This is a genomic window from Nodosilinea sp. FACHB-141, assembly GCF_014696135.1.
Lineage (GTDB): Bacteria > Cyanobacteriota > Cyanobacteriia > Phormidesmidales > Phormidesmidaceae > Nodosilinea.
Map to the genome: position 1 here is coordinate 670,094 of NZ_JACJPP010000007.1, position 20,231 is coordinate 690,324.

Sequence of the window (20,231 nt, forward strand, 5' to 3'; positions counted from 1 at the left end):
AAGCCTACCTTTTTACTGTCTGCTGTGTTGACAATTAACCGCGGGCGTTGTTAGCGAGGAGCAGCGCCGTAGGTGCGGGGGCTACGAGCACCGGTAGCGGCACCAGCAAGGGAAGCCACTAGGCCCAGCAGAGACCCTAGAGCAAATGACCAACCAACCTTGGCAGCATTGCCAGCAATGTTTTGGGCTTGCTCTTGACTCACGTTGGGGTCAGCGGCATTGGGCAGAGCATCGGTGGGCACCTGATTAACGACGGCGTCGGCTCCTTGGGCTACTAGACCAAAAGCACCAGCTACGCCACTCGAAAGCAGCCAGGCGCTAACGGCCAGGGTAGTTGCCCATAAAATAGCACCGTTGAGCAAAGCGGTTTTGCGGTTCATGGGGCCGCAGGCGCGAGAGGTAACGTAGCCGCCTAAGAACAAGGCAATCAGCAGGCTGATAATCGACCAGATGCCTACGGCAGTACCAACGTCGCCGGCGTTACTTTGGGCAGCATCTGAGCCAGCTATATTGGTGAGGCCCACGGCCGCACCTAAGGCAGTAAGCACGAGCTGAGTGGCGATCGCCACAACTAGACCGGCAATAATTGGACCCCAGCGTACCAGGTCATGGTAGCCGGTAACGGCAACGGGCGCTGCGTCTGCTATGCGCTGGCCTGGAACGGTACCGTAAGCAGGCTCTTCTCTGTAAGCACCGGAAGCACCGGGTTCATTGGTGTAGGACATGGAAACTCTTTACCTCTCTGTAGGACAACGCTAGGGGTTGATAAATCTTGTCCCCAATTTATGACGTTGTTTGGATGTGGCCATCTACACAGAGACACAAACTAAAACACCTAAAGAGGTAGATGCGGTGCAACGTATTGAGATGTCTAAAAGAGACTTAAACTACCCTACTGGTAGGAGCAAAAAGCGTAAAAGAGGCAATAAGAACATTGTTAGATTTTTTATTTACAAAAAGCAAGCAGCTCACCTTAGCAATTCTGCCCTTAGGTGTATGCCTCAAATGGGGTAATACTCCACCCTAGGAAAAGCTGCCAAGCGGCGATCGCCCTTTGGTGGGTGAGTTGGGCGGTTAGTTGTCGTGGCGATCGAGCGTGATTTAAGGAGATGCTGTGAATAAAGTATTAGGTATTGTGCTGGGCGGCGGTGCTGGAACCCGTCTCTATCCCCTGACCAAGACCCGGGCCAAGCCGGCGGTGCCCCTAGGTGGCAAACATAGGCTAATCGATATTCCCATTAGCAACTGCATCAACTCAGGTATCTCAAAAATTTACGTTCTCACTCAGTTTAACTCGGCTTCACTGAATGCACATATTTCTCGGGCCTACAGTTTTTCAGGCTTTCAGCAAGGTTTTGTAGAAGTATTGGCAGCCCAGCAAACCCCAGAAAATTTAGACTGGTTTCAGGGTACTGCCGATGCCGTGCGACAGTATCTGCCGCGCTTTGAAGACATGGATGTAGACGAGTATTTAATCTTGTCGGGCGACCACCTATATCGCATGGACTACAGCGATTTTGTGGAGCATCATCGACGCACCAACGCTGACATTACCCTGTCGGTGCTGCCGGTTGATGAGGCTCACGCCTCCAGTTTTGGGTTGATGAAAATTGACGATTCGGGTCGCATCATTAACTTTAGCGAAAAGCCCAAGGGTGATGCCCTCAAGGAGATGCAGGTCGATACGACCACCCTAGGCCTTTCCCCAGAAGGGGCCAAAGAAAAGCCATACATTGCCTCTATGGGCATCTATTTGTTTAAGCGAGACGTGTTAATCGATCTGCTTAAACAGAAGCCTGAATCACCTGATTTTGGTAAAGAGATTATTCCAAATTCTGCAAAAGATCACAATGTGCAGGCCTATCTCTTTAACGATTATTGGGAAGACATTGGTACGATCGAGTCGTTCTTTAACGCCAATTTGGCTCTAGTTAAGCAGCCTAACCCGCTGTTTAGCTTTTACGATGAGTCGGCCCCTATCTATACTCGCGCTCGCTACCTGCCACCTACCAAACACCTTAAGTGTGATATCACCGAGTCGATGATTAGCGAGGGCTGCATTCTTAAGGAGTGCCGCATTACCAACTCAATTATTGGCATTCGCTCTCGCATTGAGTCGGGCTGCACCATTCAAGACAGCCTGATTATGGGAGCTGACTATTACCAAGACAACTTTGAGCGCCGTGGTAGTTGTGACACGGCTAGAGTTCCCCTTGGTATTGGTGCCAACACCACCATTCAGCATGCCATTGTCGATAAGAATGCCCGCATTGGTTGCAATGTGCAAATTCTCAATAAAGACCGTGTTGAAGAGGCCGAACGCGAAGATGAAGGATTTTACATTCGCAGCGGTATTGTTGTTGTTCTGAGGGGGGCCGTTATCCCTGACGACACGATTATTTAGGCTGAGCTAGCTAAGTAGTGTAAACCACAAAAAAGAGGCTCTGGTCGCGACCAGAGCCTCTTTTTTGGCACGTTGTTATGGCTGAATCGAACATACTGAGAATGTTCATTGGATTAGGGCAGGTTCGGCGTAGGGGCATTGCACTGCAATGCCCTTACCAGAGAAGTTTGCCTATCAAGGTGTCCTAACTAAATCAACTGCTGCAATAGGGCGTTGATAACTATACTTAAGACCATAGTTATCACCACTGGCAAAATTTGGGCCTGTGCACTGGTGTATAGCCATTGCTCCGAGAGGTTACCCAGAGTGTCCTAACTGGTATGACCGAGGATGGCTCTGGGAGTGAAGTCTGACGTTCTGGGTTGCCTTGGCAATACTGCCGCTGCGATCGCTCTCCAGGATGGAATACTAGGCCGTCTCAAGTTTGCCTGCGGCATTCCCTTGCTGCGTGAAGTGAGCCTAATGCTGAATGTCACGCGTTTTAGGACGATCTCTGTAACTCACTAGCTTTTGAAAAGGGGGTAAAAGTCTTGCTTTTTAAGGGGGATCCTCACTTTTTCTGTTGTAAGAAACAGAACTTTTCAGACACCAATTAGACCTTTGCAATTCATTGTTGGGTAGTTTGCATTGACGCGAGCAATAAAAAGGGCGATCGCGCTACTAACGCGATCGCCCCTATCTGTCGGTGTTCTGTATCTAGCTGTATCTAGGTCCCGGCTGCCCAACCGCCGCCGATAGCAGCAAAGATGGCTGAAATCGTAGCGGTAGCAAAGATCCACCAGGAGGCCGCGGCGGCGGTTTTACGGGTGTCTTCCACCTGCTGGTAGGCCTGGTGCTTGATCTCGCTCAAGCGGCTCTCAACCGCATGTTCGAGCTGTTCGGCTTTGCTTAAAGCGCTGTTACGGACATCTTCGATCTGGTCGATGATGCGGTTGGCATCGGTCTCTGAGATCGCATCGTGGGAACTCATAAGTGCTACCAACGTGCCGCGATCGACTTGACCGAGACGTACCTTGAGAGACTCAAAACCTGCTTGAGGGTCATCCAAAAGTTGCTGCAAATCGCGGCGGATGCCGTAGTAGTTGAGTTCGGGGCGACCTAGGGAGTCAAGATAGTTGCGAATTCGGGACATAATGCCGCTCACAACCGACGTAACCCGCGCCTGCACATTGCGAATTTGGGAGACGACCTGGTTCCGCACCGACAGCACCTGATCGACCGCCGCCTCAGCCTCAGCCTGAGTCATATCGGGGCGCTGGGCCAGCAGAGCCACAACGGTATCGCGGTCGATTCTCGACAGGCGAGCTTGCAAACGCTCGGCCCCTAGGCGGGGATCGTTGAGCAGCAGCTTAAGATCGCGCTTAATGTCGTCAGGATTCAGCGCTGCTTTATCGGTGTTGCGCAGGTAGTCTTCCAAAGCCGTCTCGAAAGAGACAACCTGGGCCTGGGCCCGACGAGCCAGCCGCTGAGGCATGTGCAGAATATCGCGAACGGTACCCAGCACATCGTCAATAATGCGATTGGCTTCTGCCTCGCTGAGGTCTTCACGCTGGCTGAGCAACTGCACCAGGGTGTCGCGGTCCATGGCCGACAGGCGATCGCGCATGGCCCCCATCCCCGCCTGAGGATTGTTCACCAGTAGCTCTAAGTCGCGCTTAATGCCCTCGGGGTTAAGCTCGGGCTTGCCAGTTTCGAGCAGATAGCGCTCGATGGCACTGGTGGCTTCGTCGTACTTAGCCTTGGCCTGGGCCGTTAGTGCGCCCGGCGCATTAACCGTCTTGTACCAGGTCGATTCAACCTGGTCGAGGGTGCGGTTGATCTCAGCCTCAGAGAGATCTTGACGCTGGTTGAGCAATTGCACCAGGGTGTCGCGATCGAACTGGGCCAGGCGCTGACGCAGGCGATGGACCCCAGCATCGGGTTCGTGCAGCAGGGTAGCAATGTCGGCCTTGATGCCCTCAGGGTTAAGCTCAGCTTTGTTGGTGTTTTGCAGGTAGTGCTGTAACCCCATCCACTGGTTCTCAACTCGGGCTTTGGCTGCAGATTGCAGCCCGGCGGCATTAGCCCGCACGTTGTTCATCACCCCTTCTAAACGGCTAGCAACAGCCTGAATTTCTGCCTCACTCAGATCGCCACGGGTGCTCAGGGTCTGGGTAAGAGCCTCATAAGTAAAGGGCGAGAACCGCTCTTGCAGGTCATCAGCATCGGCGTAGGGATCGTCTAGTAGGCTGCTAAAGGCGCTGGCACCCGTTTCAGATAGCAGCTCTTCGCGCGGAGTTTGACGCAGGAACGTATAGACCTTGGTCTGTGCATCCTTAGCCGCTTCGAGGCGATAGCGCTCAGAAACTTCGCCCAGGGCTTGAGTCCGCACGACTTCAAGCTGGCGCGAGACCTCGGCAATTTCGCTCTTAGTTAGCAGCCCCCGCGAAGCCAAAAGCTCGGCGAAGAATGATTGATCCAAGTTCATTAGCTCTTGGCGCATCAGACCGGGGTCGGCAAAGGGATCGTAAATGACATCCCAAAACTCTTTCTGCATGCGCTGGGTGTTGAGCTGCCATGGGTAGGCGTTGAGTAGGTAGGTCTCAACGTCGGCTCTAACCACACTGTAGCGATCGCTGCCGCTTACCTCGCTGGTAACCGTGTCAACCTGGCTGGTGACCTCGTTCTTGAGCTGCTTGAAGCGATCGCTAATTTTTTGCACGTCTAGGTCGGAGAGGTCGGCTCGACCCATCACAACACCCATCAAGGTGGTTAGCCCCTGGTTGAGCGGGTTAGTCTTAGCCTCCTTGCCCTTACGCTGCTGGCGCATTTCGCCAAGAAACTCGTCTAGGCGGCTGCCCAGCGATTCGGCCAACAGTTCCTCTGGGTGGGCTGACTTGAGGTAGTTGACCAGTTCACCCAAGCTGTCGCCGCCGGAAGCTTTGCCCAGAGCCTTGCTCCAGGTTCCATAGAGGCGATCGGCAATGCGGCTGGCTTCTTTGCGGGAGAGGTCGGTGCGGCTGCTGACGAGCTTCTCGAAGCTGTCGCGGTTGAGCTGAGATAGGGTGTCGCGATCGGCGATCGAAGTCAGATCAGACTCGCGAAGCAGGCGCTCAAACTCAGCTTCTAACCCTTCAATATCTAAAGAAGGGGAGGCGAGAGAAGTAACGTACTCTTGCAGAGTGTCTTTGATATCTTTACCTGACCAACCGGCAGTGAGTTCGCGGCGCACAGCGGCAGCGGTGGCTTCGGCGGTCTCGATCAGCTGGTTGCTAGCCATCTTGGCACCCATGGCCCCGGTAGCAGCCCCCATCAGCGACTGAAAACTAGAGGTGGCAGTCTTAACCACCGACCCAATTAGCGACCCAACGGTGGTTGAGCTGAACCAAAACAGCAGGCAAAAGTAGGTGCCCCACACCACCAACCCGGTGATGGCGCCTAGCAGCGCGCTGGTGTAAAGGCTGAGCTTAACGGCTAAAAAGCAGGCAAAAAAGAGGGCCAAACTAACCGTGATTAAGGTCCAAAGGCCAAATTTGGTGGCAATTTTTTTGTCACCGCTACCAGAGCTGCTGCTACTGCTGCTACTCGATGAAGACTGGCCGATGTAGGTGAGGCCAGCGGCGACCGACAGGTTGGTTAGCAAAAGCTGGAAGCCAAAGGCCAAAATTACGCCCGAAAGTAGGGCGATAAAAAACTGGGGGCCAGAAAAAATTAGGGAGGCCTCTTCAGGGGTGGTAACTCCTGGAGCCACTACCTGGGCCAGAGGGCCACTTAATAGGTTTAATCCAATGTGCTCAATCACGGTACTGTTCCTTTGAGAATTGCAACTGTCTCGATGCCGCTTGGTCTACTCGTTTCTAGTAACTGTTAGTGGAGGTACTGAGAATGCAGTTTGGTCTGCCAAAGACTAGAAGGCTATGTGTGAGAATCAGCTTGGGCGATCGCTCCTAGTTCTTCGGAATATAAAACCGATGGAACAATGCCAGGCTGAAGCCACACAAAAAATAGAGTTATAAATGAAAAAATCTGAGTAGTCTGAGTCGCAACTCTAGATATCTCAGGACAACGATACAGCCTCTAGGCTTACATCAAACTCTATTAGTCGACATAAAGCATCTATCCCGCTGCCTAACTCTTTAGGGGGATAATATGTGAGCGTAAGCCTGTCTAGGTCTAGGATATGGCTGATGATGGGTTATCCCTGGGGAAGAGCGATCGCCCCCCAACCCAGTCTGGCACCGCAAAAATATTAGAATCCTGACCTTTGCCCAACAAAGACCCTAGCCTCTGCTAGCTAGCTCACCCTGACGGAATAGATCGCAGCATTTTTTCAACAGTACCGCAATCTGATGCCGCCAAAGCAAAGTGTTCCTGTAGGGGGATGGTGCTTACCAAACCGGTTTCTAAGCTGTAAAGGTGAAAAACGAAGAAGTAGAGGATTCACCAATGAGCATTCAAGATAGAGCCGAAGCAACCGGCAAAAATATTCAAGGCAAAGCACAGGAAGCCGCTGGCAAAGTAACCGGCAATACTTCTGACGAAGTGGAAGGTAAGTCTAAGCAGGGTGAATCTAGTGCCCAGCATGCCAAAGAGGATGTCAAAGATCAAGTCAAAAAAATCATTGATTAGTTTTGACTGACAATTTGCTGTAGACCATTGAAGGGAGAGCAGTTTTGGTGCTCTCCCTTTTTTGTTTGATCAATTTTTTGGAGTTAAGTGTTTTGGAGTCGAGCAACTCGTTTGGCCTCACTTAGTTAGTTTGCGATAGAGCGCACAAGCAGACCGCAAACCACAATATTCAGCTTCTTGTCCAAGGGCTGTCTGAAAAAAGACTAGTCACCGCACCTCTAATCAGCCGCGTCCTCTGCCTTCAATACTTAGACGTAAGCACTTGCCTTAAAGGGGAAAATCGGGAGACTGTAATCTTTTAATGTCAAGTTAGGACTTTTTAACTACCCCTTAACGAATGCTGCTTTCTAGCCTGCACTCTGTTGATAGACAGATTTATTTCTAGGGTTAAAAATTTTAAAGTTTATAAAAATTTATTTTGAATAGGTTAAGGAGATATCAATGGAGCTTGGCATTAAAGACAAAGTGGCTGTCATCACTGGTGGCGATTCTGGCATTGGCCGCGCTACCGCTAAGCTGTTGGCCCATGAAGGGGTAAAAGTTGCCCTGATTGACAAGACAACGACCCAGCTTCAGGACACGGTCGATGAGGTGAGTGCGATCGGTGAAGCCTTGGCGGTGCAGGCCGATCTGCGCAGCCTAGCCGACATCGAAGCCGCCCAGAAGGAAATTTTGAGCCACTTTGGTCAGGTCGATATCTTGGTCAATTGTGCAGGTATTACTGGGGCTACGGGTGACTTTCTCGACATTGGCGATGACGATTGGCAACAGGCGCTAGACATCAATCTGATGGGTGCTGTGCGCGTGTGCCGCACGTTTATCCCCGCGATGCGAGAGGCGGGCTGGGGGCGAGTGGTACTAGTGGCCTCTGAAGACGCGGTGCAGCCCTACATCGATGAAATGCCCTACTGTGCCTCTAAAGCTGGGGTATTAAACTTTGCTAAAAACTTGTCTAAAGCCTACGCCCAAGACGGCGTGTTGGTGAACTCGGTGGCTCCAGCCTTTATTGCCACTCCAATGACCGACGCCATGATGGAGCAGCGGGCTAAAAAAATGGGCACCACCGTTGACCAAGCGATCGCTACTTTTCTCGACGAAGAGCGGCCTCACTTAGAGCTTAAGCGCCGGGGCAAAGCCGAAGAGGTTGCGGCGGTAATTGCATTCCTCTGCTCTCAGCAGTCGAGCTTTGTGGTGGGAGCCAACTACCGAGTCGATGGTGGTTCGGTGGCTGGCGTAGGGTTGTAGAGGGCTTGCCCAAGACGAAATGCGTCTTGTGAAAGATGTGGTCGGTGCTGTGCCCCCAGCAGGATAAACGAGGTTTAACCCTTACTCCCGCGCGATCACCATGGACCTTGAGCCCCCCAGTCTACGTCTGCTGATCACCATGAATCTGGGTTTTTGGGGGGTGCAGATTGGCAACGGTTTGCAAACCGCCCATGCCAGCGCCGTTTTTGAGAGCCTGGGGGCCGAGGCCAGTCAGTTGCCACTGCTGTGGCTGGGGGCACCGCTAATGGGCCTGCTGGCCCAGCCAATTGTCGGAGAACTCAGCGATCGCACTGTCAGCCGCTGGGGCAAGCGGCAGCCCTATTTCTTAGGCGGTGCCGTGATTGGGGCGGCGATGCTGCTGGCGATGCCCCTGGCCACCAGTTTGATTCAGGCGGTGGCGCTGTACTGGGTGTTGCAGCTCGCCCTCAACGTCAGCGTTGCTCCCAGTCGCCCCTTTGTGGGCGATTTGCTTTCACCGGCCCATCGCACCCTAGGTTACTCGCTACAGGGGTTTTGCATCGGCCTCGGCACCATCTGCGCGGCGGGGCTGCCCTGGATTCTAGAGCACGTGTTTCAGCTAGAACCAGTCTCCCACATGGGCATTCCAGACGTGATTCGGGGGGCCTACTGGGTGGGGGCAGCCGTCTGCTTGGTGGGTTCCGTGGCCACCTTTTTGGCCGTGGATGAACCAGCCCCCCAAGCTGCTGCTTTTGCTGAGGAGTTGGTTGAGGAGGAGCGCCCGCCAATGCTAGGGGCGATCGCTGAGGCAATGGCAGAACTGCCCCCGATGATGCGGCAGCTAGCGGCGGTGCAGGCTCTGAGCTGGGCCGGCATCTATTGCATTTTTTTGTATCTGCCCAATGCGATCGCCCTCAACGTTTTGGCCAGCCCCGATCGCTCCCTGACCAGCTACTCCCACAACGTAGAATGGGCTGGCCTTTGTACGGCCTTCTATAACCTGGTCTGCCTGGGGGTGTCGTGGGTCATCCCCTCCCTGAGCCAGCGCTGGGGACGGGTAATGGTGCATGCCTGCTGCCTGATGGCGGGCTCGGTGGGGCTGCTGTCGCTGCTGCTGGTGCACAGCCGCTACCCGGTGCTGCTTTCGATGGTCGGGCTGGGCATCGCTTGGGCCAGCATCCTGGCCATTCCTTACTCGCTGCTGATGGATGACCTGGCGGAGGGCCAAAGCGGAGTTTATATGGGGATTTTCAATGGCTTTATCACGCTGCCTCAGATCGCCATGTCCCTGGGGTTTGGCTGGGTGATGAAGACCCTGCTGCAAGACAATCGCCTGTGGGCTCTCGCTTTGGGAGGCATCTTGCTAGGGCTGGCGGCGCTGCTGATGCTGCGTGTGACAGAACCCGTTAGAACAGCTGAAAACGAAGCGGTCAGCGCCTTGGCCCCAGTGACAAAATAGCTACAACGAGAGATTTGGACCTGCCTCCTTTGAGCGATGTGGCTAGTATCTCAAAAGCAGTAGCTTAGGCTCATGCAAACGCTACTCAAAGAGGTAGACTCCATGGATAATCAGAATTCTGAAGAGCGTAAGCCAATCAGTCAGCCCCTCACTCCCGAGGAAGTTTCCCCAGAGCAGCGGGCGGAGATGAAGCGGGCAATGAGAGAAGACGACCTGGTGCTCAACCCAGGCGATTACGTCGATGGCGAGAAAACCCTGGAAGAAAAGTCCAAGCAGGTGGCTGTTGACACGGCCGATATTACCGGCGATCGCATCGTAGTACCCACCTATTTTGTCGTCGACGACCCCGAGGAAGGCCAGAAAGCGCTGCACCACATCAAAGATGCAGAAGAAATTTCTGACGTTATTCGCCAAGCTCGCATTGACGAAGACGGCAATCGCACCTGGCGCTAAGGTTTGAGCAGGCCTTTGGTGACTAGCTCTAGAGGCTTGTTTTAGGGTTTAAGGTCTGCCCGTGAACCTTAAACCCTGCGGCCATCTAACCGGTCGCCTTTAGCTTGGCAGGCTACCACTGTCTACTTTGGCTTCATTTGACCATGAAAAACAATGCCCGTCAGCCCAACCCCTCCAACCTATCGGTGAGGGCCCAAAACAGTAGCATGCCTACTTTTGTGATGCGGGTTTCGCTGTCGCTTCTAGGGCTGCCGTTAGGGGGTTACATTCTCGGTAGCTTGGTTGATAGGCAGCTACAAGGGGAAATTTCTTGGGCGATCGCCGCCGCTCTCCTGGGCCTAACCGCAGGGCTAATTAACCTCTGGATGTGGATGAAACGCCCTGCACCCGAGGCTGACGTTTCCTCTACGCGGCTCTAGGAATGAGTTTTGCCCTCGCTAGAAAGGGGTAGGGCAAATGTTACTCTATAGGCTGGTTTGGCACATCGCTGAGCCAGCTAGCTGCTATGTTTGCCCTCGACGGGTACTAGGCCAAACGGCCTGCTTCAGCGATCGAGGTGTAGCTTTAGGCCTACGCCAAGATGCGGCTAGCTTGATGGACTGTATCGCTACTGCGCCCCTATGTTAGAACCCTCGTTGCTGCGCGCCCTAGTCTGGACGGACTATCGACTGGCGGTTTTATTCACCGTATTTTTGCCCCTAGTGCTGCTGCTCTGGGCCTTTGTGCAAAAGAACGAATCCATTCAGCACCTGCTCACCATTTATTGGAGGGTGGCAAGCCTGCTGATGATCACCGTCTATCTAATGATTGGCGGCTTTAACATCAGCTTTTTGTCGGGGCTGATGGCGCGCATCCTGATTCCGGTGGGGCTGTGGTTTTGGGTCGACCTCAATGAAGAGATTCGCGAGCAGCCCGATTCGCTGCTCAAGCTGCTGTTTAGCGCTTGGCGTTGGGCAATCACCATTTACAACATCATTGGCGGGGCGATCGTGCTTGGCTTTTTGCCCTGTGCCTTTTCCAACGCCCGCTTCGGCGCGGCCGACTGTCAAACCTGGCTAGAGCCGCCGCTGCTCTACAAAGAATATTTCCACGCGGGCTATACCAACGGTTTCCTGGGGTTCTTCGGCATTCTAGGGCTGGTCATTTATATGGCGTCTTTGGCCTGGTTTGTGTTTGTGCGCCTGGGCAAGCAGGGCCGCCAAGCGATTAACTAACCCGCCATGGCCCCCGGTTTTCGGCTAGAGCAATTTACCCTCAGACACCCTCAGCTGGTGCTGCTGGTGCGGGCCGCTATTGACGGCGAAGCCGACGAGGTGCTGATTTTCCGCGGCTTCTCTAGCTCGCTGATGCACCCCACAGCCGCCGACCCTGATGTGCCTGTGCTGCCTGAAAATGCCGAGATCACAGCGATCGACATCATGGTTGGCCCCTACAATCCTACTGCCCCCCAATACCTACACCGCGAGCTTCCCTGGGCCGAGATGCTGCCTTTATTAGAAGCTGCTGGAGTTTAGGGATTCCTTGAGGGCAAGGCAAGGGTATAGGAGTAAGAGGGCATAAGGATGGGAGCCAAGCTCTGCGCCTCACACCTTATACCCTGCACCTTGCACCCCCTTTACTCCTCTACTCTTCTGTCTTTTCTTCCCTCAGATGCTTCGGCTGCCACCCTTCGTGATTTTTTTGCGGAGCGCGGGAGACGACGAGGCAGTTGTCTGGGGCATCCTTACGCACTACTGACCCAGCAGCGATGGTGACGTCGCTGCCAATGGTAATAGGGGCGACGAGTACGCTGTTGCTGCCGGTTTTGGTGCGATCGCCAATCACGGTTGGGTGCTTTTTATAACCGTCGTAGTTCGCTGTAATCGTCCCCGCTCCCACATTCACCTTATTGCCTAAGGTAGCGTCGCCTAGGTAAGAGAGGTGGGCTACATTGGTGCCCATTCCCAAGGTCGATTTCTTAATCTCTACAAAGTTGCCAATGCGACAGTTGTCGCCCACCACCGCTGCGCCCCGCAGGTGGGTGTAGGGGCCAACCCGCGTACCATAGCCTACGGTGCTGTCGCTAACTACCGAAAAGGCGACAGTAGCGTAGGCTCCAATCTGGCTGTTTTCGACCAGGCTGCCGGGGCCGATGCGGCTGCCGGTGCCCACCACGGTTTTGCCCCGCAGATGGGTCTGGGGCTCGATGATCACATCGGGTTCGAGCTGAACTGTGGTGTCGATGGTGGTGCTGTCGGGATCGATCAGGGTGACTCCTGCTGCCATCCAGTGGTCTTTGATGCGGTCTTGCAGAATGGCGTAGGCCTCGGCCAGCTGCTTGCGGCTGTTGATGCCGAAGATCTCCTGGCAGTCTTCCACATCCACCGCCATAGCTGGGGTCATGTCTTTGACGACGTCGGTGAGGTAGTACTCCTGCTGGTCGTTGTCGGCGCTGAGGTGGGGCAGCACCGTCATTAGCTGGGCCCAGTTAAAGCAGTAGACTCCGGCATTGATGCGTGGGTTTTGGCGCTGGGCGGGGCTACAGTCGCGGTGCTCAACAATCTCGGTAATCAGGTTTTGCTCGGTGCAAAACACTCGCCCGTAGCCCGTCGGGTCGGTGAACTGGGCCGTGAGCAGGGTGGCGGCGTTGCCCTTATCTTGATGGGTTTTGACCAGGGTTTGAATGGTTTCGGGCCGCAGCAGGGGTACATCGCCATTGAGCACCAACAGATCGCCGTCAAATCCCTCTAGGTGGGGGATCACCTGCTGCACGGCGTGGCCGGTGCCGAGTTGTTCGGTCTGTTCTACAAAGGTGAGGCCGGGGATGTGGGCTAAGGCCGCTTTCACTTGGTCTTGACCAAAGCCGACAACGATGATGGTATGGCTGGGGTTGAGATCGGCTAGCCCATCTAGCACGCGCTCGACCATCGATTTGCCCCCCACTGAGTGCAGCACCTTAGGCAGGCTCGATTTCATGCGGGTGCCGCGCCCGGCGGCAAGAATGGCGACAGCGACCATGGGTGATGTCCTTAGTGGGGATGGCTCGAAGGAGTATATCGCGGTTTGGGGAGGGGTGGGGAGGAGGTGAGTGGATAGGGGGATGGATGGATGGGTAAGGGGGCAGGGGTTTAGGGGGGGGGGGATGGAGTAGTGGTGGGTAGAGAGGGGGTGAGGCTGCGGAAGTAGCGGCTGCCGACGAGGGCTAAGAAGCCCAAGTAGGCGATGATTTGAAGTAGATACAGGTGATCGCGGTAGCCGAGCAGGGTTTTGAGGACGACGCCGGGGAATTGGCGATCGGGCAGAATGATACTGCCATCCCACACCAGCGGGCCGAGGATACAGGAGCTTTGGGCGAAGCAGAGGTCGGCGGTGGGGTTGATTTGGCTAATGGCTGCTAGGGCGGCATCCAAATTCTTAAAGACTGAAACCACTAGGCCGCCGACGATGAGCAGCAGCAGTACACCCATCACCTGAAAAAAGCGCTTGAGGTTGATGCGCAGGCCCCAGCGAAACAGGGCTAGGCCAATGAGTACGGCACCGAGCAGTCCACCCACAGCCCCTGCTATGGCGGATACGCTGGTTTCGACGTTGGTGAAAATAAACAGTACCGTTTCAAATCCCTCGCGCAGCACGGCAATGCAGACCAGGCTAAAGACGCTCCAGCCAGCGGTTTGGGCCTCGTCAAGGGCAGATCGCACCGTACCCTCAATTTCGCCCTTGAGGCTGCGGGCCTGGCGGGTCATCCACAGCAGCATCCAGCTCAGCATGATGACGGCGATCGCCCCAAACAGCACATTCAACAGCGGCTTGATCACCGTTTGCAGACTGGGCAGCACCTGCTGAATCTGCTGGAGCCCCAACCCTAGGGCAATGCCGAGCATGACGCTACCGGCTAGCCCTGCAGCGATGCCAGCGTAGGCCCAGGGGTTGAGGCTTTGGCGGTTGGCCTTGGCCAGGCAGGCCAGCACAATGCCGACGACCAGGGCGGCTTCAACCCCTTCGCGCAGAGTGATAAAAAACGTGGGCAGGGCAGCGGTGAGATCCATGCTTGGGGCCATGCTTAGGTTGGGAGAGCTATTGGTATTGTGTCAAACAACCCCGCCCTTTGCTGGAAATCTGGGGCTGCAACGGTCAGAAGGCGTGTCGGAATGGAGACGAGCGAGTTCCTTAACCATCGACCACAACCCAGGCTCCGCCCCGTCGGCCGTCGCCCACGCCCGAGAGGGTGCCATCGGCATCAACCGCTACGGCATGGACGCCGCCAAAAAACATGCTGGGGGCCTGCCACCAGGTGCAAACGTCATTGCCGGTAATGGCTTGGGCCGCGATCGCCGCCTGCTCATAACCCGGCTCTAAATGCAGTGCGCCCCGTTCCCAGTGGAGCCGGGGCGCACTGACGGCGGCTTCGATATCCATGCCAAAGTCGAGTACGTTCGACACCACCTGCAAAATCGCGGTGCGAATGCGGTTTGAGCCGCCCGACCCCAGCACCAGACGGGGCTTGCCGTCTTGCAGCACCAGGCTGGGGGCCATCATCGACGACATCCGCTGGTTGGTCGGCCACTGGTGAAAGCCTTGGGGGTTGAGGTCTTCTTCGCCCAGCATGTTGTTCATCATGATGCCAGTGCCGGGGATGACGTAGGCCGAGCCTTCGCCGTTAGAGGTGGTGAGGCTAGCGGCGTTGCCCTCGCCATCGATCGCGCTGATGTGGGTGGTGCTGCCCCACTTGCTGCCCCCCCGGTTGAGAACGGCCTGAAACTGCTCTAAGTAGGGAGTTAGATGGGTCACACCTAAGAATTCTTGAGCGATCTCGCTACGGTAAAGGTGATCGTCGTAGCCCTTTTGGCGAGCCAGGTTGGTGAGGCCCATCACCTCTCGCAGAATGGCGACGTGGCGCGGGCTACCGTGAGCCGTCAGGGCAGGGGAAGACTGGGCCAACAGGTGCAGGGCAAAGGCAATCAGCGTGCCGCCAGAGCTGGGGGGCGGGTTGGTGAGCAGGGTGGCGCTGCCGTAGGGCACCGCTAGCGGTTCGCGCTCGACGACCTGGTAGGTTTGCAGATCCTCTAGGCTGAGGTAGCCGCCGTGGGCCTGGCAGTTTTGGGCGATCGCATGGGCCAAATCTCCCCGATAAAACAGGTCAGCTCCCTGCTGCACCAGGTCGTCCAAAAATGCGGCAAAGTCAGATAGATAAAAGCGATCGCCCGCTGTTAGCAACGTGCCTCCCGGCGCATAGATCGCCCTGGCCTCGGCGGTTGCCGTGAGAATGGAGCCCAAAATTTGAAAGCAGCCAGCGCGAAACGGCTCTACTGCAGTCCCCTGGGTAGCCCAATGTTGGGCAGGGGCTACGATCTGCTGAAGCGGCAAGCGACCTAGCTTTTGGTGAACGTGGAGCAGCCCAGCGATCGCCCCCGGCACTGCTATCGACCCCAGGCCAATGTGAAACTCCTGGATGGTGTCGCCAAAGTTGGCGTGGATGGGGTAGAAGTCGGGCGATCGCCCCGTTTCCCTTGATCGAGGCGTTTGGCAAAAAAAGTCGAACAGTCGGTTCTCGCCTGCCGCCGTGTGGGTCAGCAAAAATCCGCCCCCTGCCAGGGAGGTTAAAGACGATTCCACCACGCAGGCGGTGAAAGCGGCGGCGATCGCGGCGTCAAAGGCATTGCCGCCCTGGCGGAGCATCTCAGCCCCAGCTTCGGCGGTGAGGGCGTGGCCTGCCGCAACTGCGCCTCGATTGGTTTTAGGAGGAATACTCATAGCTGAGTAGTATATCCCTCGCGCTGCTAAGGCAGATTGCCCGCCGCCAAAATCTGCTCCACTGACAGCGACAGCTCAGGAAATGTGGGCGACACCAGGAGCTGATCCCCAAAAAATACGGCTTCGTCGTAGAGCCCTTCATTGAAGGTCAGCACCGTCACTTTAGACTCCAGCGGATCGACAATCCAGTATTCGGGAATCTCTAGGGCAGCGTATTCTGTGCGCTTGTAACGATAGTCGCGGGTAATGGAGTCGGGGCTAACGACTTCTACAGCGAGCAACGGAGGCGTTTGGGCGATCGCCGCCCGATTCACCAGTTCACCAACTTGTTCTGGTGTTAACACATAGACATCCGTCAACCGCGATTTTCGCACCCCAGTACGCACTCCGGCTTCCCGAAAGCAGAACCAACCCAGACCCAGGCGAGCGATTTCTGCATCCAGGCACTGCTCAATGAACTTGGCAATCAGCATGTGCCGAAAAGTCGGCGGAGTCATGGCAACCAGCTCTCCATCCGCCAGTTCATAACGGTTTTCAGTGCCGTCATCGTAGGCAATGTAGTCTTCAAAGCTAAGAAGAGCTGCTGTGGTGGAGGGGATCATGGGTTGCTCCGCTTTCCCTAATTGTGCCACGGCTCTAAGAAGGGTAAGAATGCCTGATCGCTATCTCTAGCTCCAGTCTTCGCGGCCCCGGCCTAACCCCTTATAGACCTCGCCCTGCTGGTGGATGGCGCGGGTTTTTTCGAACAGTTCGGCTTCGGTGAGCTGCCAGCGGTTGAGGGCCTTTTTGAGGTCGGTCTGAATGTCGCGGGCACCGGGAAAGCCTTCGTAGCGAGTCATCAGCCGGGCCAGCTCGACTAGGTTGAAATCGGTGGCTTCACCCGCCAAAAGCTGGTTTACCACCTGGCGATCGGTCTTGTACTGGGGGTGTTGCTGGTCTTTAGTGATATCAGCCATAGGACAGTGACCTGGTTCGATCAGTTTTGTAATAACGTTATGCGCCTGAAACCGCTATCCAGAACGACTAACTCGCAGCAGCTTACCTTGGAGCGACGTCTCATTGCAGATAGCATCGTTAATCCGCTGGGCTAGTCCGAGAAAGTCTCGATTCTCGGAGCAAACAATGATTCCGGCATGGTGAGAATTTAGCTGGTGTAGCTTAATAAAATCACGACGGTTTTGAGTTACAACAGTGAGCTGATTGGCGATCGCATAGACCAAAACGTTAGGATCAGTCGCTCCTGCTTGCCCGGCTTCTTGAACGGTCACGACGTTGTGGCCAAATCTACGCAGTGCTTCTACAACGGGACGAGGAAACTGCTCATCAGCATATAGCCCAGCCATAGCTAAAGTTTAGGGGTGCCGTCCGCAGCGTTTTCCTGCTCTTGAAGGGCGATCGCAATTTCCTCCGGGTGGGCATCGGCGTAGGCCCAAACATTGACCAAATCTGCCGCTGTTAGGTGAGGGTAAGACTCTAGCAGTTCTGCATCCGTAGCGCCCTGCTGCCGCAGGCTGATAAATAGCCAAACGGGTAAGCGAGTATTGGCAATGCAAGCATCACCACCCATTACCTCAGGGATTTTGGTAACGCCCAGGGAAGGCCGACTTAAGGTTTCAGTCAGAATCTGTATGGCGTCTCCCTTTTCTGCAGCGGTGAGGGTTTGAAGCTGAGTTTTCAGCGATTGAGAAGTCATAGGAGCGCTCAATAGCTAAGGGCTTCAGCTTCGGTCACAGGGGCAGATATCTCGGGGACAGCGGCTTCAATTAACCCGCCGCCCAGAACCCGATCGCCGTCGTACCACACTGCCGCCTGACCGGGGGTAACACCAAACTGGGGCTCGTCAAACACAATGCGCACCCGATCGCCCGTGCCATCGACCGCCGGCAGGGGAACCAGCGTTGCTCCCACCGCCTCACTGCGGTAGCGAATTTGCACTGACACCTTCATCGGCTCCTGGGGGGCGGCGATCGACACCCAGTTCACCCGCTGCACAGTGCAATCGGGCAGATGGGCATCGCTGCGATCGGCGACAATCACATGGTTTTTACCCATGTCAAAGCCCACCACGTAGAGCGGGTTAGCGGCGGCAATGCCCAGGCCCTTGCGCTGGCCAATGGTGTAGTGGTGAATGCCGGTGTGCTGGCCGAGCATGCGGCCTTCGGTATCGACAATGTCGCCGGGCTTGGGAGCCAGATATTTATCCAAAAAGGTCTGCATCGAGCCGTGGTGCTCGATCAGGCAGAGGTCTTGGCTGTCGGGTTTGGCGGCGGTGTGCAGGCCCAACTCAGCGGCCATACGACGGGTTTCGGTCTTAGTCTGGTGACCCAGGGGAAAGTCGCAGGCGGCCAGCAAATCTTGGGTGAGGTCGTAGAGAAAGTAGGACTGATCTTTGGCCGGGTCGACGGCGCGGCGCAGCTCATAGCGGCCCGTCTCAGTGTTTTGGGTGATGCGGGCATAGTGGCCGGTGGCGATGCGATCGCACCCCAGCTCCTCATTGGCATACTGCAGCATCGGCCCAAACTTGACCGCCCGGTTGCACTGCGAACAGGGCAGGGGCGTAATGCCGCTGCCGTAGCCTTCTACTAAATAATTAATTATTTCTCGCTCAAACACCTCGCGGCTATCGACCACGTGGTACTCAATGCCCAAATCTTCGCAGAGCTTGGCAGCATCGACCATGCCCTCAGAGCAGCACTGACCCTTACCCTTCATCAACCACAGGGTGAGGCCCACTACGTCGTACCCCTGCTGGTGCAGGGTTGCCGCCGCTACAGAGCTATCTACGCCTCCGGAGAGCCCGACTACAATCCTTTCCATGGCTGAAATGCTGCGCCTAAATTGCGAGAGAGTGCAGGGGTGAGATCTCACCCGTAAGGGTGATTGATCCAGCTTCCCATTCTAGCTCACGGTCTTTAGCCTTACGGAGAGTTCGCCGTCGTTGGGGCTAAACTGCCAGCGGCACGGTTTCGATCAGCGGGCAAATATCCCCCGGTTGTGGGTGAGGTTGTGACTCGGCCCAGCGATCGCGATAGTCCTCTAAATCGGCCTTAAATGCCGTCATCTGTTGAATCTGGTCTTCTAGCTGTTGAATCTTGTCTTGCAGCAGCGATTGCACAAACCCACAGGGCACATCCCCCCGCTGATGCACGTTGAGCACATCTCCCACATCCTCTAAAGAAAAGCCCAACGCCTGAGCCTTTTTGATGAACTGCACCTGGTGTACCGCTGTAGGCGAATAGTAGCGATAGCCGTTATCGCCGCGCTCCGAGTGCAGCAGGCCTAAACTTTCGTAATAGCGCAGTGCCCCCACCGCAATACCGGTTTGTTTAGCAACATCGCCAATTTTTAGCCGGGTTGCCACAGTCATAGCGAGCCTCCGATATCAACATCCCTATCCTAAACTCTCTAGCTCCCTAGAGGGTCAAGGCTTCCCCTCCTCCGTTACTAACCACTTTCCTCTGTGAAAACGGCTACCGACGCCACTGGCAACTTAGCCATCTCTAGCCCACCCACCATCTGCCGCCGCTACACTGGTCAACGAGACCTATGTTGATAGTTTTGCCCTGAGATTTATGACTCGGACTGCACGATCTAAGCGCCGCCGTACCTCTTCTAAAACGCTGTCGTTGATCCTTGGGCCTCTGGGGATCGCGGCGCTCATGGTCGCCCTGCTCGGCGGGCTATGGTACCGCAACCGCCCTCAGTCAGTGGCTTTTGAACCCAATACCACCGTTGGCGCAGCGGCGATGGCGGCGATCGAAACCTTTCCCGACCAGGGGCAGGCCCACGTTAGTCCTGGTGAGGCGGTCAACTACGACAGCGACTTCCCCACCTCTGGCCCCCACGATCCCAATCCTGTTTTGCCGGGGGTCTACACCCAAGAGCAGCGGTTAGAAGAACTGGTGCACTCCATTGAGCATGGCAACATCGTGATCTATGTTGACCAGCCTGGCCAAGCTGCGATGGACACGCTCACGGCTTGGGCCAAAGACTTTCCAGGCCTCTGGGATGGACTGGTAGTGGTGCCCAAGGCCGGTCTGGGCAAAGAAGTCGTGCTCACTGCCTGGACGAAGAAGCTAATTTTGCCCGAATTTGAGCCAGAAGCCGCCGCCACCTTTATCGACGCCTACCGCGGGCGGGGCCCTGAGAACCCAGTGCGGTAGATAGGGGAAGGGGTAAAGATTGGGGAAGTTGCGAACCGAGAAAATCTCCCTGTGATCGGTGATCCCAACGGGAGCAAGCGGTTGTCTGCCTGATGCAGGAGGGTCTTCCCGAGCCACGTCCTTAAGTTTCATGCTGCGGCCAGCGTTGGCCGATGGCCCTGGGCACCCTAGGCTCAATAGTCTGTAAGGT

General features: G+C 55.6%; 21 protein-coding genes. 10 read left to right on the forward strand and 11 right to left on the reverse strand.

The features are described from left to right. Positions 1-50: 50 nt before the first annotated feature. Positions 51-725: a hypothetical protein gene (locus tag H6F59_RS06480; RefSeq protein WP_190696596.1), complete on the reverse strand. Its 675-nt coding sequence runs from the start codon at positions 723-725 to the stop codon at positions 51-53. Positions 726-1,114: 389 nt separating this feature from the next. Between H6F59_RS06480 and H6F59_RS06485 the strand changes: the two genes are divergently transcribed. After that, entirely contained in the window at positions 1,115-2,404 is a 1,290-nt protein-coding gene (locus tag H6F59_RS06485) for a glucose-1-phosphate adenylyltransferase (RefSeq protein ID WP_190696599.1), read from the forward strand. A 342-nt stretch (positions 2,405-2,746) separates the two neighbouring features. Then, positions 2,747-2,911 (forward strand): hypothetical protein, encoded by a 165-nt coding sequence (locus H6F59_RS06490; RefSeq protein ID WP_190696602.1) that lies wholly within the window; start codon positions 2,747-2,749, stop codon positions 2,909-2,911. Between the two features lie 199 nt (positions 2,912-3,110). Here the strand turns inward: H6F59_RS06490 and H6F59_RS06495 are convergent, their stop codons facing one another. Next, a complete protein-coding gene (locus H6F59_RS06495) occupies positions 3,111-6,185 on the reverse strand; it encodes a YrzE family protein (RefSeq protein WP_190696605.1) in 3,075 nt (1,024 codons plus the stop codon). Between the two features lie 644 nt (positions 6,186-6,829). Here H6F59_RS06495 and H6F59_RS06500 point away from each other — a divergent pair. The 7 genes from H6F59_RS06500 to H6F59_RS06530 all read left to right on the forward strand — a co-directional run bounded on the left by H6F59_RS06500 (position 6,830) and on the right by H6F59_RS06530 (position 11,662). Continuing rightward, the gene (locus H6F59_RS06500; RefSeq protein ID WP_190518386.1) at positions 6,830-7,012 is read left to right on the forward strand and encodes a CsbD family protein; all 183 of its coding nucleotides are present in this window, start codon (positions 6,830-6,832) and stop codon (positions 7,010-7,012) included. Between the two features lie 441 nt (positions 7,013-7,453). Next, positions 7,454-8,257 (forward strand): SDR family NAD(P)-dependent oxidoreductase, encoded by an 804-nt coding sequence (locus tag H6F59_RS06505; RefSeq protein ID WP_190696608.1) that lies wholly within the window; start codon positions 7,454-7,456, stop codon positions 8,255-8,257. A gap of 100 nt (positions 8,258-8,357) precedes the next feature. Next, positions 8,358-9,695 (forward strand): MFS transporter, encoded by a 1,338-nt coding sequence (locus tag H6F59_RS06510; protein WP_190696611.1) that lies wholly within the window; start codon positions 8,358-8,360, stop codon positions 9,693-9,695. Positions 9,696-9,797: 102 nt separating this feature from the next. Further along, positions 9,798-10,148 carry a hypothetical protein gene (locus tag H6F59_RS06515; protein WP_190518381.1) on the forward strand — a complete coding sequence of 117 codons (351 nt, stop codon included), beginning with the start codon at positions 9,798-9,800 and terminating at the stop codon, positions 10,146-10,148. A gap of 143 nt (positions 10,149-10,291) precedes the next feature. Next, complete coding sequence (locus H6F59_RS06520) at positions 10,292-10,567, forward strand: AtpZ/AtpI family protein (RefSeq protein ID WP_190696614.1); 276 nt, start codon at positions 10,292-10,294, stop codon at positions 10,565-10,567. Between the two features lie 201 nt (positions 10,568-10,768). Further along, positions 10,769-11,362: a DUF3177 family protein gene (locus H6F59_RS06525; RefSeq protein ID WP_190696617.1), complete on the forward strand. Its 594-nt coding sequence runs from the start codon at positions 10,769-10,771 to the stop codon at positions 11,360-11,362. A 6-nt stretch (positions 11,363-11,368) separates the two neighbouring features. Next, positions 11,369-11,662, forward strand: coding sequence for a hypothetical protein (locus H6F59_RS06530; protein ID WP_190696620.1), 294 nt, complete (start codon positions 11,369-11,371; stop codon positions 11,660-11,662). Between the two features lie 109 nt (positions 11,663-11,771). Here the strand turns inward: H6F59_RS06530 and glmU are convergent, their stop codons facing one another. The 9 genes from glmU to H6F59_RS06575 all read right to left on the reverse strand — a co-directional run bounded on the left by glmU (position 11,772) and on the right by H6F59_RS06575 (position 19,245). Further along, a complete protein-coding gene (gene glmU, locus H6F59_RS06535; protein WP_190696623.1) occupies positions 11,772-13,145 on the reverse strand; it encodes a bifunctional UDP-N-acetylglucosamine diphosphorylase/glucosamine-1-phosphate N-acetyltransferase GlmU in 1,374 nt (457 codons plus the stop codon). A 110-nt stretch (positions 13,146-13,255) separates the two neighbouring features. Further along, positions 13,256-14,173, reverse strand: coding sequence for an FTR1 family protein (locus tag H6F59_RS06540; protein ID WP_190697245.1), 918 nt, complete (start codon positions 14,171-14,173; stop codon positions 13,256-13,258). Positions 14,174-14,294: 121 nt separating this feature from the next. After that, entirely contained in the window at positions 14,295-15,878 is a 1,584-nt protein-coding gene (ggt, locus tag H6F59_RS06545; protein ID WP_190696626.1) for a gamma-glutamyltransferase, read from the reverse strand. A 26-nt stretch (positions 15,879-15,904) separates the two neighbouring features. Then, on the reverse strand, positions 15,905-16,480 hold the full coding sequence (locus tag H6F59_RS06550; protein WP_190696628.1) for a Uma2 family endonuclease: 576 nt from the start codon (positions 16,478-16,480) through the stop codon (positions 15,905-15,907). A 66-nt stretch (positions 16,481-16,546) separates the two neighbouring features. Next, positions 16,547-16,834 carry a DUF3288 family protein gene (locus tag H6F59_RS06555; RefSeq protein WP_190518369.1) on the reverse strand — a complete coding sequence of 96 codons (288 nt, stop codon included), beginning with the start codon at positions 16,832-16,834 and terminating at the stop codon, positions 16,547-16,549. 54 nt (positions 16,835-16,888) lie between these two features. After that, positions 16,889-17,221, reverse strand: a complete 333-nt coding sequence (locus tag H6F59_RS06560; RefSeq protein ID WP_190696630.1) for a DUF5615 family PIN-like protein — start codon at positions 17,219-17,221, stop codon at positions 16,889-16,891. Positions 17,222-17,223: 2 nt separating this feature from the next. Continuing rightward, positions 17,224-17,571, reverse strand: a complete 348-nt coding sequence (locus H6F59_RS06565; protein ID WP_190696631.1) for a DUF433 domain-containing protein — start codon at positions 17,569-17,571, stop codon at positions 17,224-17,226. A gap of 8 nt (positions 17,572-17,579) precedes the next feature. Next, complete coding sequence (gene mnmA / locus H6F59_RS06570) at positions 17,580-18,695, reverse strand: tRNA 2-thiouridine(34) synthase MnmA (protein WP_190696633.1); 1,116 nt, start codon at positions 18,693-18,695, stop codon at positions 17,580-17,582. Positions 18,696-18,822: 127 nt separating this feature from the next. After that, positions 18,823-19,245 (reverse strand): heavy metal-responsive transcriptional regulator, encoded by a 423-nt coding sequence (locus H6F59_RS06575; protein ID WP_190696635.1) that lies wholly within the window; start codon positions 19,243-19,245, stop codon positions 18,823-18,825. A gap of 205 nt (positions 19,246-19,450) precedes the next feature. Here H6F59_RS06575 and H6F59_RS06580 point away from each other — a divergent pair, with 205 nt between their 5' ends. Next, positions 19,451-20,041, forward strand: a complete 591-nt coding sequence (locus H6F59_RS06580; protein ID WP_190696637.1) for a DUF3105 domain-containing protein — start codon at positions 19,451-19,453, stop codon at positions 20,039-20,041. The last annotated feature ends 190 nt before the right edge of the window (positions 20,042-20,231 follow it).

Coding starts and splice junctions, on each gene's coding strand:
- H6F59_RS06480 (WP_190696596.1), bottom strand. CDS start 725: ATGTCCTACACCAATGAACCCGGTGCTTCCGGTGCTTACAGAGAAGAG.
- H6F59_RS06500 (WP_190518386.1), top strand. CDS start 6,830: ATGAGCATTCAAGATAGAGCCGAAGCAACCGGCAAAAATATTCAAGGC.
- H6F59_RS06505 (WP_190696608.1), top strand. CDS start 7,454: ATGGAGCTTGGCATTAAAGACAAAGTGGCTGTCATCACTGGTGGCGAT.
- H6F59_RS06510 (WP_190696611.1), top strand. CDS start 8,358: ATGGACCTTGAGCCCCCCAGTCTACGTCTGCTGATCACCATGAATCTG.
- H6F59_RS06515 (WP_190518381.1), top strand. CDS start 9,798: ATGGATAATCAGAATTCTGAAGAGCGTAAGCCAATCAGTCAGCCCCTC.
- H6F59_RS06520 (WP_190696614.1), top strand. CDS start 10,292: ATGAAAAACAATGCCCGTCAGCCCAACCCCTCCAACCTATCGGTGAGG.
- H6F59_RS06525 (WP_190696617.1), top strand. CDS start 10,769: ATGTTAGAACCCTCGTTGCTGCGCGCCCTAGTCTGGACGGACTATCGA.
- H6F59_RS06530 (WP_190696620.1), top strand. CDS start 11,369: ATGGCCCCCGGTTTTCGGCTAGAGCAATTTACCCTCAGACACCCTCAG.
- glmU (WP_190696623.1), bottom strand. CDS start 13,145: ATGGTCGCTGTCGCCATTCTTGCCGCCGGGCGCGGCACCCGCATGAAA.
- H6F59_RS06540 (WP_190697245.1), bottom strand. CDS start 14,173: ATGGATCTCACCGCTGCCCTGCCCACGTTTTTTATCACTCTGCGCGAA.
- ggt (WP_190696626.1), bottom strand. CDS start 15,878: ATGAGTATTCCTCCTAAAACCAATCGAGGCGCAGTTGCGGCAGGCCAC.
- H6F59_RS06550 (WP_190696628.1), bottom strand. CDS start 16,480: ATGATCCCCTCCACCACAGCAGCTCTTCTTAGCTTTGAAGACTACATT.
- H6F59_RS06555 (WP_190518369.1), bottom strand. CDS start 16,834: ATGGCTGATATCACTAAAGACCAGCAACACCCCCAGTACAAGACCGAT.
- H6F59_RS06560 (WP_190696630.1), bottom strand. CDS start 17,221: ATGGCTGGGCTATATGCTGATGAGCAGTTTCCTCGTCCCGTTGTAGAA.
- H6F59_RS06565 (WP_190696631.1), bottom strand. CDS start 17,571: ATGACTTCTCAATCGCTGAAAACTCAGCTTCAAACCCTCACCGCTGCA.
- mnmA (WP_190696633.1), bottom strand. CDS start 18,695: ATGGAAAGGATTGTAGTCGGGCTCTCCGGAGGCGTAGATAGCTCTGTA.
- H6F59_RS06575 (WP_190696635.1), bottom strand. CDS start 19,245: ATGACTGTGGCAACCCGGCTAAAAATTGGCGATGTTGCTAAACAAACC.
- H6F59_RS06580 (WP_190696637.1), top strand. CDS start 19,451: ATGACTCGGACTGCACGATCTAAGCGCCGCCGTACCTCTTCTAAAACG.